Annotated in this window: 15 protein-coding genes; 13 read left to right on the top strand and 2 right to left on the bottom strand. The window is 64.6% G+C overall.

Going from position 1 to position 19,222, the window contains the following annotated elements:
* Positions 1-32 precede the first annotated feature (32 nt).
* From FVW59_RS08585 to FVW59_RS08560, 6 genes are all read left to right on the top strand, one after another.
* On the top strand, positions 33-905 hold the full coding sequence (locus FVW59_RS08585; RefSeq protein WP_148063837.1) for an ATP-grasp domain-containing protein: 873 nt from the start codon (positions 33-35) through the stop codon (positions 903-905).
* 44 nt (positions 906-949) lie between these two features.
* A complete protein-coding gene (locus tag FVW59_RS08580; protein WP_148063836.1) occupies positions 950-2,113 on the top strand; it encodes a hypothetical protein in 1,164 nt (387 codons plus the stop codon).
* An 88-nt stretch (positions 2,114-2,201) separates the two neighbouring features.
* Positions 2,202-3,299 (top strand): sensor histidine kinase, encoded by a 1,098-nt coding sequence (locus tag FVW59_RS08575; protein WP_148063835.1) that lies wholly within the window; start codon positions 2,202-2,204, stop codon positions 3,297-3,299.
* Positions 3,296-4,093 carry a LytR/AlgR family response regulator transcription factor gene (locus FVW59_RS08570; protein ID WP_148063834.1) on the top strand — a complete coding sequence of 266 codons (798 nt, stop codon included), beginning with the start codon at positions 3,296-3,298 and terminating at the stop codon, positions 4,091-4,093. Before FVW59_RS08575 ends, FVW59_RS08570 begins: the two co-directional genes overlap by 4 nt.
* 151 nt (positions 4,094-4,244) lie before the next feature.
* Positions 4,245-7,349, top strand: a complete 3,105-nt coding sequence (locus FVW59_RS08565) for an efflux RND transporter permease subunit (RefSeq protein ID WP_148063833.1) — start codon at positions 4,245-4,247, stop codon at positions 7,347-7,349.
* 15 nt (positions 7,350-7,364) lie between these two features.
* Entirely contained in the window at positions 7,365-8,429 is a 1,065-nt protein-coding gene (locus FVW59_RS08560; protein WP_187275821.1) for an efflux RND transporter periplasmic adaptor subunit, read from the top strand.
* A gap of 17 nt (positions 8,430-8,446) precedes the next feature.
* On the opposite strand, the gene rdgC is transcribed toward FVW59_RS08560, so the two are convergent.
* A complete protein-coding gene (gene rdgC / locus FVW59_RS08555) occupies positions 8,447-9,352 on the bottom strand; it encodes a recombination-associated protein RdgC (RefSeq protein ID WP_148063831.1) in 906 nt (301 codons plus the stop codon).
* 220 nt (positions 9,353-9,572) lie between these two features.
* Here rdgC and FVW59_RS08550 point away from each other — a divergent pair, with 220 nt between their 5' ends.
* The 4 genes from FVW59_RS08550 to FVW59_RS08535 all read left to right on the top strand — a co-directional run bounded on the left by FVW59_RS08550 (position 9,573) and on the right by FVW59_RS08535 (position 14,333).
* Entirely contained in the window at positions 9,573-11,066 is a 1,494-nt protein-coding gene (locus FVW59_RS08550) for an FAD-dependent oxidoreductase (protein ID WP_148063830.1), read from the top strand.
* Between the two features lie 87 nt (positions 11,067-11,153).
* A complete protein-coding gene (locus tag FVW59_RS08545; protein ID WP_148063829.1) occupies positions 11,154-11,594 on the top strand; it encodes a VOC family protein in 441 nt (146 codons plus the stop codon).
* Between the two features lie 19 nt (positions 11,595-11,613).
* Complete coding sequence (locus FVW59_RS08540) at positions 11,614-13,968, top strand: SpoIIE family protein phosphatase (protein WP_187275820.1); 2,355 nt, start codon at positions 11,614-11,616, stop codon at positions 13,966-13,968.
* Positions 13,965-14,333, top strand: coding sequence for an STAS domain-containing protein (locus FVW59_RS08535; protein WP_148063827.1), 369 nt, complete (start codon positions 13,965-13,967; stop codon positions 14,331-14,333). Before FVW59_RS08540 ends, FVW59_RS08535 begins: the two co-directional genes overlap by 4 nt.
* 23 nt (positions 14,334-14,356) lie before the next feature.
* Here the strand turns inward: FVW59_RS08535 and FVW59_RS08530 are convergent, their stop codons facing one another.
* Positions 14,357-15,058 (bottom strand): glutamine amidotransferase-related protein, encoded by a 702-nt coding sequence (locus FVW59_RS08530; RefSeq protein ID WP_148063826.1) that lies wholly within the window; start codon positions 15,056-15,058, stop codon positions 14,357-14,359.
* Positions 15,059-15,294: 236 nt separating this feature from the next.
* Between FVW59_RS08530 and FVW59_RS08525 the strand changes: the two genes are divergently transcribed.
* From FVW59_RS08525 to FVW59_RS08515, 3 genes are all read left to right on the top strand, one after another.
* A complete protein-coding gene (locus FVW59_RS08525; protein WP_148063825.1) occupies positions 15,295-15,753 on the top strand; it encodes a phosphatase PAP2 family protein in 459 nt (152 codons plus the stop codon).
* Positions 15,754-15,763: 10 nt separating this feature from the next.
* Entirely contained in the window at positions 15,764-16,846 is a 1,083-nt protein-coding gene (locus FVW59_RS08520) for a glycosyltransferase family protein (RefSeq protein ID WP_148063824.1), read from the top strand.
* Between the two features lie 102 nt (positions 16,847-16,948).
* Positions 16,949-19,207 carry a tetratricopeptide repeat protein gene (locus FVW59_RS08515; protein ID WP_246139680.1) on the top strand — a complete coding sequence of 753 codons (2,259 nt, stop codon included), beginning with the start codon at positions 16,949-16,951 and terminating at the stop codon, positions 19,205-19,207.
* The last annotated feature ends 15 nt before the right edge of the window (positions 19,208-19,222 follow it).

Here is a 19,222-nt window from a genome sequence, read left to right as displayed (position 1 = left end):
TTCTGTCGCTGGTCAGGGAGTGCGACGGCTTCATGTGGCGCTTTGGTTTCAGTGCCGGTGAAAGAGCTATCGCCGCGGATATCATCCCGGCCATTGAGCACGGTGCGGGGATTCCCGTTTTTCCCAGCTACGCCAGCATGTGGCACTTCGAGAACAAGCTTGCACAATCCTGCCTGCTCGAGGCGGCGGGAATTCCAACGCCCGCCAATTTCATATTTCACGAACGGGAATCCGCTCTGGATTTCATCCGCCGGGCAGAATTTCCCCTGGTTGCCAAACTGAGTTCCGGGTACCAGTCCAGCAATGTTGTCATGCTGAAGAGTCGGGGGGAGGCCAACCGGCTGGTTGACAACCTCTTCGGCCCTGGAGTCTATTCATTTGAACAACCACGCGGACGGCTCAGAAGGCTGATCGGGCACCGGGCCGGGGCCGTGAAAAGCCTTTTGAACTACCCTTTTCGCCACGGTTTACAAGGCGGGTATTTTTACGCGCAGGAATACCTGCCGGGCAACGCTTTTGATACCCGCGTTACCGTGATCGGAAACCGCGCGTTTGGCTTCCGGCGCTTCAACCGGGACGGCGATTTTCGCGCCAGTGGCAGCGGCAAGATCGACTGGAACCCGCGGGAGATCCCCGGCGACCTGATAAAGCAGGCCTTTCATGTAGCCCGTAAACTGGGCACGCAATCGCTTGCCCTGGATTTCCTCTACCAGGACACCAGGCCCCTGGTTGCCGAGATCAGCTACACCTATGCCGCCTGGGCAATAGAAGCGTGCCCGGGCCACTGGCAGTTGCAGGATGGCGATCAGGAACCGGCATGGTCTGTCGGGCCGATGAAGGCAGAGGACGCAATCTTCGAGGACTTCCTCCACAACCTGGTTGCCACCGCTCCGGCCGCTGAATAGAGTGAAGCAGAGCACCAGCGACTGTGTCCGGTCTATGAGTTCCCATGCGTATTGAACACATCAGCATCGACGAAGTTACGCCCGGGCGCAGCAGGGTTGCAGCGAGTCCCGGCGACGATGAACTCTGGTTCGATGTACCCGTAAGCCGCAATGCCCTGCCGACAACCATCGCTGACAGCTTCCTGATCATGGCCCTGGCGGGTTCCATGCTGCGAAACGAGGATATAGTCGTCGCCGATGAGTACCCTGTCTCTCGCCACCTTGTCGACAACCTCCACACCATCCAGAAGGTTTTCCACCATTGGAACCGGCAATTCAAGCCGGTTGAAATCCACGCCTCGCTGACTGATCCGGACCCTGGCACAGCGGGCTGTATAAGCTGCTTTTCCGGTGGCATCGATTCCATTCACTGCCTGTTAACCAATCAAAGCCGGGTCGATTCAACGCTGTTCATCGGCGGGTATGATTTCAGTTTCTCGGGCCCGGAACTCGCTGTGGCGGAGTCGCGCAACCAGGCTATCCTGCAGGTACTCGGACTGCCCGGCGTCAGCGTTTACACCAATCAGATGGAATGGGGCCAGAGGACCGGCGTTGCCAGGGATTTCTGGAACAGCGGCTACCTTGCAGCAGCCGCAAGCCTGCTGGGAGTGCACAGTGTCCTGATTCCGTCGTCGAGGTCCTTTGACGATCTGCAGCCGAACGGTTCGCACCTCATCCTCGACCACCTGTGGACCAACGGCGCCACACAGTTCGAACATGTTGGCGCCCAGTTCAAGCGCTCGGAAAAAATCGCGCAGGTATGCGCATACCCGCAGCTGCTCGACCTGCTGCACGTGTGCTGGCGCAGTAGCACGGAGAACTGCGGGCGCTGCGGGAAGTGTCTTCGCACCATGATTGCACTGGAATGTATCGGCAAAACCGGCCCCTTTCCCCGCCGGATTACAGAGAAAGACATTCGCAAACTCGTGATTACGTCCAGTCAGGACCAGGCGTATTTCATCGACAATATCCTGTTCGCCCACTCCCTCGGGCGGCGCGACCTGGTCAGAGCCCTGAAGGCGCCAATCCGCCGTTTCGACCGGGCCAACGCCTTTGTCTACGCCGACCGCGGCTTTCTTTTCGGCAAACTCAGCCACCTCAAAAAGCGGTTCAGGCCCTATACCACCAGGGTCGGCCGTACAAATGGCCGGCCAGATCTGGACCTCTAAATCCCGGGCACCGTAAAAATGCGCCCAAATGCCACCCGGCTGCGACCAACAGCGCCGAAATCGCCGCGTTTGGCCCTATAATGCGCCAATGCTCTTTGATCAGATCACCAACAACAAGCGCTACCTTTTCTGGACACTGCAGGCCGTCGGCTGGAGTGGCTGGGCGTTCACCTTTTACCTGGGCGTTCTGTTCTGGGGCAAGGTGCCCAGCGAAAACTACCACTGGTACCTGCCACTGATCAGTGCCATCGGCATGTGCCTCACTCTCGGCCTGCGCGCGCTCTACCGCTCCATGTGGGAAATGCCTATCGCGCGACGGGTATTTGCCATCGTGCTCGGCTCCTATACCGCGGGCCTTTTGTGGATGGCCTGTCGCGCCGCCATTTTCTACGAAGTGTTCCCCGAGGAGCGCAAGGCCTACGAAGAACACGGCATGGCCTGGTACTCCTACTTCGACGGCGGCATTTCCGCCTTCTGGGTGATGCTGGTGTGGAGCGCCCTCTACTTCGGCATCAAGTACTACCTGCAGTCGCAGGAGGAAAAGGAGCGCTGGCTAAAAGCCATGAACATGGCCCACCAGGCCCAGTTGAAGATGCTGCGCTACCAGTTGAACCCCCACTTCCTGTTCAACACCCTGAACGCCATCTCGACCCTGATCCTGGACCAGAACACCACGCTGGCCAACACCATGGTCACCCGCCTGTCGCGTTTTCTGCGCTACTCGCTGGACAACGACCCGATGCAGAAGGTTACCGTGGCCCAGGAAATGGATGCCCTGCGCCTCTATCTGGACATCGAGAAAGTGCGCTTCGAGGAGCGGCTGGAGCTACACTTCGACGTGGAAGCGAGTGCCGAGACGGCGCTGATGCCCAGCCTGCTGCTGCAGCCACTGGTGGAAAACTCCATCAAGTACGCCATCGCCCAGGCCATCAACGGCGGCGCCATCGCCATCAGCGCCCGGGCGTTCGGCGGCGATCTGCTATTGTCCGTGGCCGATGACGGACCGGGCCTGGACCTGCGCAACGGCCGCCTGCCCAAGGGCGGCGGTGTCGGCCTGGCCAACTGCCGCGAACGGCTGAAGGAAATTTACGGCGAGCACCAGAGCTTTCGCCTCAGCACCACCGAGCCCCACGGACTGACCATCAACATTCGCATACCCCTGGAACGGGAGGCCAAAGCCCCATGAACGCCCTCAGCACCATTATCGTCGACGATGAAAACCTCGCCCGCCGCGGCCTGTCGCTGCGCCTGGCCAACATCCCCGAGGTGGAGATCGTGGCGGAATGCGCCAACGGGCAGCAGGCGCTGGCGGCCATCGCAGAGCACAACCCGGATCTCATTTTCCTGGATATCCAGATGCCGGGCATGGATGGTTTCGCGGTGGTGGAGGAGATGCAATCCGACAATATGCCGATGGTGGTCTTCGTCACCGCCTTCGACCAGTATGCAGTGGACGCCTTCCGCATCCACGCCGTGGACTACGTGCTCAAGCCCATCGACGAGGAGCGCCTGCAAGAAGCCGTCAGCCGCGCCCTCACCCACCGCGCCCAGCAGGACTCGGTGCGCGAAAAAGAGAAGCTGCTGAAGCTGGTGATGGGCTTGAGCGGCGCCAGCGCGGGCTCTATCGAAGAGAACGGCAACGGCAAGCAGTGGCCGGAAAAACTGTCCATCAAGGACGGCTGCGATATCGAGTTCATCAGGGTGGCTGATATCCAGTGGGTGGACGCCGCCGGCGACTACATGTGCATTCACGCCGCCGGCAAGACGCACATCATGCGCATCACCATGAAGCAGCTGGAAGCCCAGCTCAATCCCGAGCAGTTTCTGCGTGTGCACCGCTCCACCATCGTCAACGCCAACGGCATCCTGCGCGCCCAGACCCTCAACAACGGCGAGTACCTGCTGACCCTCGAAGCCGGCAACCAGCTCAAGGTGAGCCGCAGCTACCGCGACAAGGTCAAACACCTTATCGACGGCTGAGGGCGCCTCGCCGCCACCCCGGGCGCCACTGCGCGCCCGTCTTCCCGCCGTTCATCGCGGCCCACCACCACCCTGCCGCAGTATTGCGTACAGCGGTCGCAAGCGCTGCTATCGTCCGCCCCCATAGTCATAACATGCGGCAGGGAAACAGGTGAATCTCACAGCCAGCTCACTGAAAAACCCGGCCGGCGTCGCGGTGGCCGTGGCCGTCATCCTGTTCTTCGGGCTGTGGAGCCTGACCCAGTTGCCGGTGCAGTTGTTCCCCGATATTGAAAACCCCCGTATCAGCATCCAGACCAGCTGGCGCGCCGCGTCGCCGCGGGAAGTGGAGTCGGAGATCATCGAGCCGATCGAATCGGTGCTGCAGGGCCTGCCCGGCCTGACAGAAATGGGGGCCTACGCCAACGCCGGAAATGCCTGGGTCGAGCTGGAATTCGGCCTGGAAACCGACATGCAGCGCACTCTGCTGGATGTGATATCACGCATGAACCGCCTCGACCCGCTGCCGCGGGACGCCACCCAGCCGGTCATCATGCTCGGCGGTGGCAACGGCGACACCCCAGCCCTCACTTTCTTTTTCCTGCAGGTGCTGCCCGGCACCGGGGGCAGCATCTACGATTACATGCCCTTCGTGGAGGACGTGATTCGCCCCGCCATCGAAGCGGTGCCCGGGGTGGCCCGTGTCAGTGCGTCCCAGAACGGCCAGAGTGACGAGCAGCAACTGGAAATCCTGTTCGATCCCTACCGCGCCGCCCAGCTCGGCATTCCCCTCACCGATGTGGCCGCACAACTGGGTCGGGCCAACGATGTCAGCGGCGGCTTTGTGGAAGTGGGCCGGCGCCAGTACACCCTGCGCTTCACCGGCCGCTACGAGCCCGAGGAACTGAAGGCCTTTGTGCTGGACTGGCGCGACGGGCGGCCCATACGCATCGGCGACATCGCCGACATCCGCATTACCCGCGGCGACCGGGTGCTGACCAACACCCAGAATGGCAACCCGGCCATCTCTATCCGCATCGACAAGGAAAACAGCGCCAACGCCCTGCAGACCCTCAATGCGGTCAAGGCGAAGGTCGAGGAACTGAACGCCGGCCCGGTGGCCGAGCGCGGCCTGACCATGGCCCAGAGCTTTGACGCCTCCGTCTTCATCAATCGCGCCATCGGCCTGGTGGGCAGCAATATCGCCCTCGGTATCCTGCTGGCGGTGGGCATTCTCTGGTGGTTCCTGCGCCGCTTCCGCGCCACCCTCGTAGTGGCAATCGCCATCCCGGTGTCACTGCTGGCCACCTTCATCATGCTCAAGCTCACCGGCCGCACCCTCAACGTGATCTCCCTCGCCGGGCTGGCCTTCGCCGTTGGCATGGTGCTGGATGCCGCCATCGTGGTGCTGGAAAACATCGTACGGCTGCGGGAAAAAGGCGTGGACACCGAACAGGCCTCACTGCAGGGCACCGGCCAGGTGTGGGGCGCCCTGCTCGCCTCCACCGCCACCACGGTGGCCATCTTCCTGCCGGTGATTTTCATGCGCGAAGTGGAGGGACAGCTGTTCAGCGATCTCGCCATCACCATTGCCATCGCTGTGGTGGTGTCGCTGCTGGTCGCGGTGACCATCCTGCCGCTGGCGGCCAGACTGTGGCTGCCAACTGGCGCGCTGCAGGACCACAACCGCGGCCTGTGGCTGCGTATTGCCAGCACCGTAATGCGCCTTACCAGCACAGCGCGCAAGCGCTGGGCACTGGCCGCGGTGCTGATCACCGTGCCGCTGGCAGCCAGCTACACCCTGCTGCCGGAAATGGATTACCTGCCGCCGGTCAAACGCGACGCGGTGGACGCCTACTTCCAGGTGCCGGCCGGCATGTCCGAGCAGACCATTGCCGACGAGGTTATCAAGGTGCTGGATGCGCGCATGGCGCCCTTCATGAGCGGCGAGCGCCAGCCGGCCCTGAAGAACTACTACATCCTCACCTGGAACGGTGGCGGCGCCATGGGCGCCCGGGTGCAGGACCAGTCCCGGGTCAAGGAGCTGGAGAAAATCATCAACGAGGAGATCTTTGCCGACCTGCCGGACCTGCAGCACTTTGCCAGCCAGGGCAACCTGTTCGGCGGCTTCGGCGGCGACCGCGAGGTCTCCCTGCACCTGCAGTCGCGGGACCGCGAGGCGCTGGCCAAAGCCGCCGCCCTCGGCGAGCAGCGCCTGCGCGAGGTACTGCCGCAGGCCGTCGTGCGGGTAAGTCCCGACCTGCAGCAGTCGGAGCCGGAACTGCAGTTGGCCCCCAACGACCGCAAGATCGCCGAGGCCGGCTGGTCGCGCGCCGACATGGGCACCCTGGTCCGCGCCGTGGGCGATGGCCTCTACGTGGGCGAGCACTTCAATGGCGAGAAGCGCATGGATGTGATCCTGCGGGCACAGCCCTGGGACTCCCCGGAGCAACTGGCTTCCCTGCCCCTGGCCACCCCGGCCGGCAATGTCGTGCCGCTGGCGGAACTGGTGGACATCCAGCGCACCGTGGGTCCCAGCCAGCTGCGGCGCATCGACAGCCGCCGCACCATCAGCCTGAATGTGCGCCCGCCGGAAGACATGTCGCTGGAACATGTACTCGACACCCTGCAGCGGGAGGTCGAGCCGGACCTCAAGGCCGCCCTGCCCGCCGACGGCAACATCCTCTACGGCGGCAGCGCCAACGCCCTGACCCGCGCCATCAAGAGCATGGGCAGCAACTTCGCCCTGGCACTGGTGGTGCTGTTCCTGCTGATGGCGGCCCTGTTCCGCTCGATGAAGGACAGCCTGCTGGTGGTGCTGGCCATGCCCCTGGCGATGGCCGGCGGCATCGCGGCCATGCGCATCCTGAACCTGTTCACCTTCCAGCCCCTGGACCTGCTGACCATGATCGGCTTTGTCATTCTGCTGGGACTGGTGGTCAACAACGCCATCCTGCTGGTGCACCAGACCCGCAGCGCCGAGCGCGAGGGCGTCAGCCGCCACCACGCGGTGGAGCAGGCACTGCAGACCCGCCTGCGGCCGATCTTCATGAGCACGCTCACCAGTATCTTCGGCATGTTGCCCCTGCTGCTGATGCCCGGCGCCGGCAGCGTGATCTACCGCGGCCTGGCGGCGGTAATCGTCGGCGGCATGTGCGTTAGCACCCTGTTTACCCTGCTCCTGCTGCCCTGCTTCCTGCGCATGGGCGAAACCGGGGCGCGGGTGGTCAGCGAGGGCCAGGGTCCTGCGCGCCACCCCCTCAAATCCGTCGCCTGAGCGAGGAAACTGACTGTGAAACGACTGCATACCATCTCCCTGCCATTGCTGCTGGCCCTGCTCGTCCTCTGCGCTGGCGCGCGCGCCCAGCCCCCCGAAGCAGTGGTGGAACTGGCCAACGTCTCCGAGGGCGAAGCCGCCGCCGTGGTCAGGCTGCCGGGCACCGTGATCTCGACCCGCGACGCGGCCCTGTCCGCCGAAGTGGCCGGGCGCCTGACCTGGATCGCCGAAGTCGGTGATTTTGTGGAGCAGGGCAAACCGGTGGCGAGGGTCGACGATCACCTGCTGCAACTGGCCCAGCGCAACCACAGTGCACAAATTGCGCGACTGGACGCGGATATTGCCTACCACCAGCGCCAGATCGAGCGCCTGCAAAGCCTGGCGGCACAGAACAATATGGCCCGCTCGGAACTGGACCAGGTGGAGTCGCAACTGGCGATGCTGGAACAGGAGCGCAAAATTGCCGAAGTGGCGCTGGAGCGCAGCCGCTACGATCTCGAACGCAGCCAGGTGGTTGCGCCCTTCTCCGGAGTGGTGGCCGAGCGCAGCGCCGCCGAGGGCGAATACCTGGAAACCGGCAGCCCCCTGCTGCGCCTGGTGGACACCCAACGGCTCGAAATCAGCGTCAACGCCCCGCTCAAGGTGGCCCGCCACAATCGCGCCGGGGAAACCGTACAGGTGGAATCCCCAGAGAGTCGCGCTGAAGCCCGCATTCGCGGCCTGGTGCCGGTGGGCGATGCCCGCTCGCGCATGATGGAACTGCGCCTGTCACTCAGCGACAGTCCCTGGCTGATCGGCGAGGCGGTGACCGTGGAGTTGCCGGAATCGGAGCGCTTCAGCGCCCTGCGGGTCCCGCGGGACGCCCTGGTGCTGCGCGACCGCGAGGTGTTCGTCTACACCGTCGATGCCGACAATACCGCGCGCAAGGTGCCGGTGGTGCCCGGCGCCGGCCGCGGCACCTCAATCGCCGTGAGCGGCGATCTCAAGGCCGGCGAGCCGGTGGTGATTCGCGGCGCCGAGCGCCTGCAGGAGGGCCAGAGCGTGCGGGTGATACAGCACCACCTGGCGGTGACCCCCTGAGCCGCAGACCCTGAAGCCTATTCCGCCTCGCCGCCGAACAGGGCGATTACGCGCTCCTGCAGGGCGCTGATCGCTTCGGACATCAGCACGAAATCGGCATCCAGTTTGGCGGCGCGATCGGCCTCGGGCAGATCCTCGTTCTCCTTCAGCAGTTCCTCGGAGAATTTCAGGCGCCGCAGGCAGAGGTCCTCGGCAATCACCAGCGACAGGCGCTCTTCCCAGCTCAGGGACAGGCGCGCCACCAGCTTGCCGGCGTTGAGGTGGGTCTCCACCTCTTCACCGAGCAGATCGACGCCGCGACAGCGCACTACGCCGCCCTCGTCGCCGGGCTCGCGCAGTTCGCACTCCTCACCCAGGGCGAAGTCGGCCGGCAGGCTCTGGTGGGCCAACCAGCCGGTCATGGTCGCAGTGGGGGCGTTGTTGACCTGGGGCAATACCACCGGGAAGCTACCGATACACTCGCGCAGCAGGTTCAGCAGTTCCTCGGCGCGGGTGGCGGTGGCGGCATCGACGAACACCCAGCTGCTGCGGGTGTCGATGTAGGCGTACACAGCGCCGCTGCGGCTGAAGGCCCGGGGCAGGCAGTCCTGCACAATCTCGTCCTTCAGGGTCAGGCGCTCCTTGCGGTAGACCTTGCGCCCCTGTTCGTTCTCGATGATCTCGACCTTCTCCTCCAGCATCTCCTTGACCACGCTGGAGGGCAGGATTTTTTCTTCCCGCTTCAGTCGCAGCAGAAAACGGCCGTTGACCGCGTGCACCAGCGTCTCGGTTTCCCCGCCCAGGGGCGGCGCCCAGCCCAGTGCCAGGGGCTGTGCCGGGGTGCAGGGCTGGAAGGCGTGCCGGGACATCTGCTCCTCGAGCTTTTCGGCGGACAGATCGAAAGGGCTGGTCAGGCGGTAGGCCCGCAGATTCTTGAACCACATGGCGGAGTCACTCGTGCAAAAAGGCGGGGATTGTAACGCAGGCCCACCGCCCTGCGACAAGGGTTACGCAGTTAAACCAGAGTGAAGCGCGCAGGGAAAAAGCCCGGGCGCGTACAACATATTGACCCCGGCCGCGGGATGCCGCGTTGTAAGGGCGGCGATGGCTGGTTTTAATTTGCCCTCACTCGATAACGATCACCTCAATTTCAGGAAACCAGCCATGGCAGTAGCCAGCAAGACCAACCCCAGCCAGCCCCGCCACGCTCGCGATGTCGCCCACTGGGACCTGGAAACCGATGTCGCCATCGTCGGCTTCGGCGGCGCCGGTGGCTGTGCTGCCATCGAGGCCGCCGATGCCGGTGCCCAGGTCACGATTTTCGAACTGGCCAGCGCCAGCGGCGGCTCCACCGCCATGTCCAGTGCGGAAATCTACATGGGCGGCAACGGCGGCACCCGGGTGCAGAAAGCCAGCGGCTTCGAAGACAGCACGGAGGACATGTTCCAGTTCATGATGGCCTGCGCCGGGCCGCAGGCGGACGAGGCCAAGATTCGCAATTACTGCGAGCGCAGCGCCGAGCACTTCGACTGGCTGGTGTCCATCGGCGTCCCCTTCAAGGACAGCTTCCTCGACGAGCGCGCCATCATGTGCCTCACCGACGACGGCCTGCTCTACACCGGCAACGAGAAAGCCTACCCCTTCAATACCGTGGCCAAGCCCTGCCCGCGCGGCCACAACCTCTATGTGGAGGGCGACCACGGCGGCCCGCTGTTCATGAAGATCGTCACCGAGAACGTGGAAAAGCGCGACAACATCGAGGTGCACTACGAGGCTCGCGCCCTGACCCTGATCGTTGACGACAGCGATGAAGTGGTGGGCCTGGTGGTGCGCGAAAACCAGCAGGAACTGAATGTGCGCGCCCGCGGCGGTGTGATCCTCTGCGCCGGCGGCTTCGTGATGAACCGCGAAATGGTGGCCAAGCACGCGCCCAAGCTGACCCGGGGCACCGAAGCCATCGGCAACCCCGGCGATACCGGCAGCGGTATCCAGATGGGTATCTCGGTGGGCGGCGCCGCCATCAACATGCACGAGGGCTTTATCAGCCTGCCTTTCTATCCACCTGCCAGCATGACCTACGGCATTGCCATCAACGACAAGGGCCAGCGCTTCATCAACGAAGACGTCTACCACGGCCGCCTCGGCGACTTCGTGCTGCGCCAGCAATCCGATCGCATCTACCTGATCCTCACCGTAGAGCAGTACGCCGATTACGAAACCGCCAGCTACCTGGGCGCCCCGGTCGCCGGTACCGGGGAGACGGTGGAAGAACTGGAAGAGGAACTGGGCCTGCGCCGGGGGTCACTGGTACACACCCTGGCAACGTACAACGAGGACTGCCTGGCCGGCGAGGATACCCAGTACCACAAATCCGCCAAATGGCTGCAACCGCTGGAGGCGCCCCTGGTGGCCCTCGATCTCACCCCCGGCCGCGGCGCCTTTGTGCCCCACTTCACCCTCGGCGGCCTCGACACCCTGCCCACCGGGGAAGTGGTCAACGAACAGCGCGATGTGATCCCGGGCCTGTACGCCGCCGGCCGCACCGCCTGTGGCGTGGTGCGCCGCGCCGAGGGCTATGCCAGCGGCATGTCGGTCGGCGACGCCACCTTCTCCGGCCGCCTGGCCGGGCAACAGGCGGCCGCCCGCAGGCAGGGCTGACACGCGCCAGCACCCCGCTCCGCCCTTGCCTCGGCAGGGGCGGGCACCTACCATGGCCGCATCTGCCGCTAACCGGATGCCAATGCCATGAGATACCTGCACACCATGGTGCGCGTGAGCGACCTGGATCAGTCACTCGACTTTTACTGCAATAAACTGGGCCTGGTGGAAGTGGACCGCTGGGACAACGAGGGCGGCCGCTTCACGCTGGTCTTTCTCGCCGCGCCCGCCGATGCCGAAATGGCCCGGGAAAAGAAAGCCCCGCTGGTGGAGCTGACCTACAACTGGGACCCTGAAGAGTACAGCGGCGGCCGCAACTTCGGCCACCTGGCCTACCGCGTGGAAAACATCTACGACCTCTGCCAGCACCTGATGGACAACGGCGTCACCATCAACCGCCCGCCACGGGACGGCCACATGGCATTTGTCCGCTCCCCCGATGGCATCTCCATTGAACTGCTGCAGGAGGGTGAGCACCTGCCACCGGCAGAGCCCTGGGCCTCGATGGAAAATACCGGTAGCTGGTAAGGGATACCGGGGCGGGAACGTGACAGCCAGTATCGCTTCCCGCCTGATTCTGTCGCTGACCCTGTCGGCGAGCACCATCATCGCCATCGCCCTGCTGGTGGACTACCGCCTGTCCCGGGAGGAAATCCTGGAGCGCTTGCGTGTCGACTCCCGGCTCACGGTGGTGGATGTCGTGCAGGACCTGGAACGCCTGCTGCGCGGCATCGAGGGCAATACCCGGTTTATCGCCGGCATACTGGCGCGCCGACAGGGCAGTGAGGAGGAGATCGCCCAGCTGCTGCAGGAAGCGGTGCTGCACCACGACGATGTATTTGGCGCCACCATCGCCCTGGCCCGCGGTCAATCCGCCCACCCGAATGGCTTCGCCCCCTACTACTTCAAGCAGGGCGGCGGCGTGGCCTATTCCGACCTTACCGAGGGGCCTGTCCCCTACTGGCAGCGCCCCTGGTTCGACGACGCCGCCAGCAGCGGCGAACCGCGCTGGGTAGAGCCCTATTTCGACGCCGGTGGCGCCGAGATCTACATGACGACCTTCTCGGTGCCGGCGTTCACTACCGATGATCAGGGCGACCAACGTCTCTATGCAATCGTTACCGCCGACCTGACGCTGGAAGAACTGCACCGCTACCTGAAACGACTGGAACTCGGCCAGCACGGCATCGGCTTTCTGGTCAGCCGCGAGGGGCTGGTCATGTCCTCCGACGCCGATACCGTGGAAATGCGACCCTGGCAGGAGGTGCTGCCGGAATCGCAGCGCCAGCAATTCTGGCTCGACATGGTGAACGAGGCCGAACCCGGCAAGCACACCGCCCGCCACAGCGACTGCGCGGTGGTCGCAGGCCCCTGCATTATTCACATGACCCGCCTGCAGCACAGTGGCTGGGTGCTGGGGGTCATCTACTCTGAGCGGGACGTACTGGCGGAACTGCGCGCCTACGAGTACAAGGTGATTGCCCTGGGCCTGCTCTGCCTGGCCGTAATGGCGGTGGTGGTGAACCTGCTAACCCGCCGCATTACCCGGCCACTGAGCGCGCTGGCCCTGTCCGCCGACCAGCTCGGCGAGGGCCACCTGGACACCCCCCTGCCGCAGGCCAGGGGCGGCGACGAAGTGGCGCGCCTGGTGCAGTCCTTTGGCCACATGAAGGAGGAGCTGAAGCGGCACATCAGCGACCTGGAACAGGCCACCGCCAACCGCAGCCGGATGGAGGGCGAGCTGTCGGCAGCGCGCGATATCCAGATGGCGATGCTGCCGCAGAGCGGCCGCGCCAGCGAGCACTGTGCGGATTTCCTGCTGTGGGCGACGGTGGAATCGGCGCGCACCGTCGGCGGCGACCTGTTCACCTACAGCCTGCAGGGTCGCAAGCTGTTTTTCGCCGTCGGCGATGTATCCGACAAGGGCGTACCGGCGGCGCTGTTCATGGCCCGGAGCCTCAGCCACCTGCAGCACCCCGGCAACCGCAGCCCCGGGCAGAAACTGGCGGAGCTCAACAACGCCCTGGTGGAGCGCAACAGCAACTGCATGTTCGTCACCCTGGTTCTGGCGGTGCTCGACCTCGACAGTCTGGAACTGCGCTACGCCAGTGCCGGTCATCCACCGCCGCTGCTGCTGCACGAGGGGCGCAGCATCTGCCCGCTGCAGGAGAGTGGCCCGGCCACCGGGCTGGCGCGCGACCAGGCCTTCCCCGACAACGTCCTGCAACTGTCACCGGGCGATCGCCTGGTCCTCTACACCGACGGTGTCGACGAGGCCTTCAACAGCGCGGGAGAGATGTTCGGCACCGGGCGCCTTGCGGCGTGGCTGGATAGCTGCGCCGGGCAGTCCCTCGCCGAGGCCGGCCAGGGTCTGATCGAAGCAATCAGTCACTTTGCCGAGGGCGTCGCACAGTCCGACGACATTACCCTGCTGCTACTGGAAGTGCCGCGCCCGACAAACCAGCGCGGCCACCAGCGCAGTTTCCACCTGACCCCGGATGTCATTGCGGCCAGCCTCGATTGGCTGGTGGCGGTGCTGGGTCCGCAACTGGCGCCGGAAGCACACAGCGAACTGCAGCTGGTGCTGGAAGAGGTGATCACCAATATCTACAAGTACAGCGGGCTCGGAGAGCAGGATACGGTGAGCGTGGCACTGACCATCGACGACGAGACGGTCCGCTTGACGGTGCGCGATGCCGGCAGGGCCTTCAACCCCCTGCAGGACGGGCGCCGCGCGGCACTGGGCGCCGATATCGACCATGCCGAAATCGGCGGCCTTGGAGTACACTTGATTGAGCAGTTGACCGACCGGCAGCACTATCGTCGGGAGGGCGATGAGAATTGCCTGGAGCTGGATCGCTCCCTGATAACAACCGAAGACAGCACAGGAACCCGCTCATGAAACTCGACACCCGACTCGTCACGGATCCGGATCGCTCCGTGGCCAGGCTCTACCTGGCTGGCGCCCTCAACACCGATACCGCCCCCGCCTTCGAGCAGGAACTACAGCAGGTACTGGCCAGCGGGCTGCAGGTGAACGTGCTGGACATGCGCGATCTGGACTACATCAGCTCCGCTGGCCTCCGAGTTATTTTCAAAGCTGCCAAACAGGCCCGCGAAGCCGGCCAGCGACTGGCGGCGAGCCACCGCAAGCCGCATATAGAGAAGGTTTTCGAAATCCTCAAGGCACTGCCGGATATGGCGGTGTTCGCCAACGACCAGGAACTGGACGACTACCTGGACGCCATGCAGGCCCGCAGCCGCTAGCCAGCCACAACAGCCGGCACCACTCAGCTGCGGAGGAAGTTCAGGATCCAGCGACCAATGCGCTCGCTCTCGGGTTCTTTTGCCAGCGAGGCGACACCGCTGGCATAGACCGACTCACCAATCTGCTCGCGGCGGTATTCCATGATCTCCCGCGAATAGCCGGGCACAAACTCCGGGTGGCCCTGGAAAGTGAGGATGTGGTCGCCCACCTGGCAGACCGCATTCTCGCAAAAGTCCGAGCCCGCCAGCACCTCGGCGCCCACCGCATTCTGCACTACCTGGTCCTGGTGGCTGACCAGCACGTCAAAGCCGGGCCCGGACTTGTCGTGCCAGTCGGGTTGCGATGAAAAAGTATGGGTGTGCAGGCCAACGCCCCAGCCCCTGTCGGATTTTTCCACCTTGCCACCGAGGGCCTGGGCCACCAGTTGATGGCCGAAGCAGATACCGACAATTTTCTTCTCGCGGCGGTTGAGTTCGCGCACGAAGTCCATCAGCACGCCAATCCAGGGCTTGTCGTCGTAGACACTGCTTTTGCTGCCGGTGATGAGGTAGGCATCGACCTCGTCGATGTCGCCGGGATACTCCCCTTCCTCCACGTCCCACACCCGAAACTCCAGCTGCGGGTCGAGTCGCCCCAGCAGGGCCATGAACATATCGGGGTATTCACCGTAGCCCGGCACCCACTCGGGGCGCACGGCGTCGGTTTTGAGAATGCCAAGTTTCATCGCAAATCCATCATGCAGCGGGGCTGTTTTCACACATTGGCCGCCATCATAGGGAAGGAAACAACAAGCTGTCCATAACACCTTGGAGGCAGGTGCACGGCCTGCAATTGTCATGCAATTGCCACAATACCGTCACGCAACTGCCATGCAGGCGGCGGACAATTGCCACCATGAACGCACTGCAAGAGCTTGAATTACGCCTGCTCGCCAGGGTTTTCAGACAGGGCGAACGGCGCATGGTCAGACCCCTCGCGAGAGCACTCTCTCGCTCGGGGGACGGCTACCTCCACCTGCTGATTCCCCTGCTGCTGGGACTGCTCGGCGCGCGCAATCTGGATCAGTTCTGCACCCTGCTGGCGCTCTCGCTGGCCACCGAACGCACACTCTACTGGTCCTTGAAAAACACCCTCAAGCGCCGCCGTCCGCAGGAGGCAGTACCCGGTTTTCGCAGCCTGATCACCGCCTCGGACCAGTTCAGTTTCCCCTCGGGACACAGCTCCGCCGCCTTCCTGCTGGCCACCGTGCTGGTGCTTGTCTACGGCGGCCCGGTGATCGCCATGTACCTGTGGGCCAGCTGCGTCGCCCTGAGCCGTATCGTGCTCGGGGTGCACTTCCCCGGCGATACGCTCGCCGGGGCCTTCATGGGCACTTCCTGCGTCCTGCTTACCGCCACCCTGCTGGGCCTGCCCTGGTGAGTGCCACCTGATGCGCATCCTGTACGGGGTGCAGGCCACCGGCCAGGGCCATATCAGCCGTGCAAGGGCCATGGCGCGCGCCTTTCGGGGTTTGGATATCGAGGTGGACTGGCTGTTTACCGGGCGCCCCTGCGAGCGCCTGTTCGACATGGAGCCCTTTGGCAGCTTCCAGCACCGCCGCGGACTGACTTTCGCCACCCGCGCCGGCGGTATCAGCTACCTGAACACCGTCGTGGGCAACAACCTGTTCCAGTTCCTGCGCGACGCCCGCTCACTCAATCTCGACGCCTACGATGCCATCGTCACCGACTTCGAGCCAGTCTCCGCCTGGGCCGGGCGCCTGGCGGGGATTCGCACCATCGGCATCGGGCACCAGTACGCCTTTGGCGACACCACGCCGACCAGCGGCGGCAATGCGCTGTCGCGCTTTATCATGCGCCATTTCGCGCCGGTGGATGTACCGCTGGGCCTGCACTGGCACCCCTACGCCGGCAACGTGCTGCCGCCGATCCTGGATTTGCCGGATCTGCCCCGTGCACAGGCGGATCACGTACTGGTCTATCTACCCTTTGAGGACCAGGCCGAGGTGACCCGCTGGCTGCAGCAGTTTCCGCAGCAGCGTTTCCGCCAGTACGCCGCCGGGCTGGATGAATGTGAGCGCGGCAATGTGCTGCTGCACCCCACCAGTATCAACGCCTTCAAACACGACCTGGCGAGCAGTCGTGGAGTGATTTGCAACAGCGGTTTCGAGCTGATCAGCGAGTGCCTGCAGTGGCGCAAGCCGGTGCTGACCAAGCCCCTGGCCGGGCAGATGGAGCAGCTGTCCAACGCCAGAGCCCTGCTGCAACTCGACTACGCCCGGGTGATTCACTCCCTCTGCGGCGATGCACTGGCGCAGTGGCTTGCCACCACACCCGCGCCGCCGGTCGTTCACTACGGGCGGGTACACGAGGTACTGGCGCGCTGGCTGGCCAGTGGCGCACAGGAGGCACCGGCTGCGCTGGCCCAACGCCTGTGGCCGCAGTACGCGAAGAGCGCCTTGCCCAAGCGTGCCGACAGCGCCCTGCAGGCCCTGTCGGCGCCGGCCTCCTGACACGGGCATCTGCCGCGGTAGCTGGGATTCACCGGCCCCTGAGCTTGGGATTCACCGGCCCCTGAGTTAGCCTAGCTCTTTTGTGCAACAGGTAGTCCTTCCGTGGGCCGATTCCTCCCCTTGCTTTTGGCCCTTGTGGCTTTCCCCCTGTGCGCTGCCGGGGATCGGGACCACCCCGGTTTTATCGGCGGCGAGGCCTGTAAGAGCTGCCACGCCGCCGAGTTCGAGGCGTGGCAGGGCTCCCATCACGACCTGGCCATGCAGCCGGCCACCGAAAAGACCGTACTCGGCAATTTCGATAACGCCGAGTTCAGCTTTAACGGCGTCACCACCCGTTTCTTCCGCAAAGACGGCGAATATTACGTGCGCACCGACGGCGAGGACGGCAAATTGGCCGACTTCCCGGTGCCCTACGTATTTGGTGTATACCCCCTGCAGCAGTATCTGCTGCCGCTGTCGCGCGGCCGTCTGCAGGCGCTCTCCATCGCCTGGGACAGCCGACCCGCCAGTGAGGGCGGCCAGCGCTGGTTCCATCTCTACCCGGATGAAACCATCGATCACAGCGACCCCCTGCACTGGACCGGCCCCTACCAGAACTGGAACACCCGCTGCGCCGAGTGCCACAGCACCGACCTGCAAAAAAACTACAGTGCCGGTGACAACAGCTTCGACACCCGCTATTTCGAGGTCAACGTCAGCTGCGAGGCCTGCCACGGCCCCGGTGAACAGCACCGCGAACTGGCCGAGGCCGGCAAGCTGGCCGGCAGCGCCCACGGCGGCTTCCCCATGGATCTCGCCCAGCGCGGCGAGTGGGCCTTCCCCGCAGGCGAAGCCATCGCCCGGCGCCAAAGCCCGGTGGCGGCCAACACCCAGATCGATACCTGCGGCCGCTGCCACGCCCGCCGCGGCACCCTGGGGGAGTATCACTACGGCCGCAGCCTGGCCGACACCCACCGCCTGAGCCTGCCCCACGCGCCGCTGTACTATCACGACGGCCAGATTCGCGACGAGGTCTACGTCTACGGCTCCTTTACCCAGAGCAAGATGCACCAGGCGGGGGTGGTGTGCTCCAACTGTCACGAGCCACACAGTCTCAAACTGCGCGCCGAGGGCAATGGCGTCTGCGCCCAGTGCCACAAAGCGGACACCTACGATGTACCCGAACACCACCACCACCCGGCCGGCAGCAGCGGCGCCCAGTGTGCCAATTGCCACATGCCGGAGACCACTTACATGGTGGTGGACCCGCGTCGCGATCACAGTATGCGTATCCCGCGACCCGATCTCAGTGTGATGCTGGATACCCCCAACGCCTGCACCGCCTGTCACAGCGATCGCGATGACGAGTGGGCGCTGCAGGCGCTGCGTGGCTGGGGGGTGAACTTCAGCGATACCGGGACGCACCCGGCGCGGGCCTTTGCCGGCGCCGCCGCCGGTGACGCCCGGGCGGTGCCGCGCCTGGTGGAACTCGCCACGGATAGCGGCACAGCGACCATCTGGCGCGCCGCGGCGCTGGAAAGCCTGGGACAGACCGGCGACCGCCAGGCGATTGGCGTGGCTCGCGACCTGCTGGCGTCAAGCGACCCGTTGCTGCGTACCAGCGCGGTCAATGCCCTGTCCGCCCTGCCCCTGCCCCAGCGCTTCCAGTTGCTGCGCCCACTGGCCGGCGACGAGGTGACATCCGTGCGCCTGGCGGTGGCAGAACAACTGGCTCCTGTACCCCTGGACCAATTGCGCGAAGCGGACGTGGAGGCACTGCGCCAACTGTTCGGGGAGTACCAGCGCATCGCCAAACAACACGCCGACATGCCCGGCAACCGCATGCAGCTGGGTATTTTCCTGGCCAGCCGCGGCGACCTGCCCGGCGCCGAGGCGGCCTACCGCGGGGCCATTGAAATGAACCCGCAACTGGTGCCGGCACGGCTCAACCTGGCGGACCTGCTGCGCGCCCAGCAACGCGACGAAGAGGCCAGGGAGCAACTGCAGCAGGCGCTGGACATCGCGCCGGACAACGGCCCCACCCTGTATGCCCTGGGTCTGCTGGAGACCCGCGCCGGCAACGGCGAGCAGGCGCTGGACTACCTCGGCCGCGCCGCCCGGCTGGAAACCACCGGCACCCGCCAGCGCTATGTCTACGCGGTGGCCCTGCACGACCTCGGTCAGCCGCAGCAGGCTATTACAGAACTGGAAAAGCTGTTGCGGCAGGCGCCGCAGAACCCGGACGTGCTGCTGGCGCTGGCCAACTACAGCGCGGAGCAGGGCAAGCGGGAAGCCGCCCTCCGCTACGCCAGGCAGCTGCAGGCCACCGACCCGCGCAACCCGGCCTACGGGCAGTTGCTGAGAGAACTCGAAGCCAGGTAATTCAGAGCCCAGTAA

It is taken from the genome of Parahaliea aestuarii (genome assembly GCF_008064635.1).
GTDB lineage: Bacteria > Pseudomonadota > Gammaproteobacteria > Pseudomonadales > Halieaceae > Parahaliea > Parahaliea aestuarii.
This window is presented reverse-complemented; position numbering and strand designations above follow the sequence as displayed.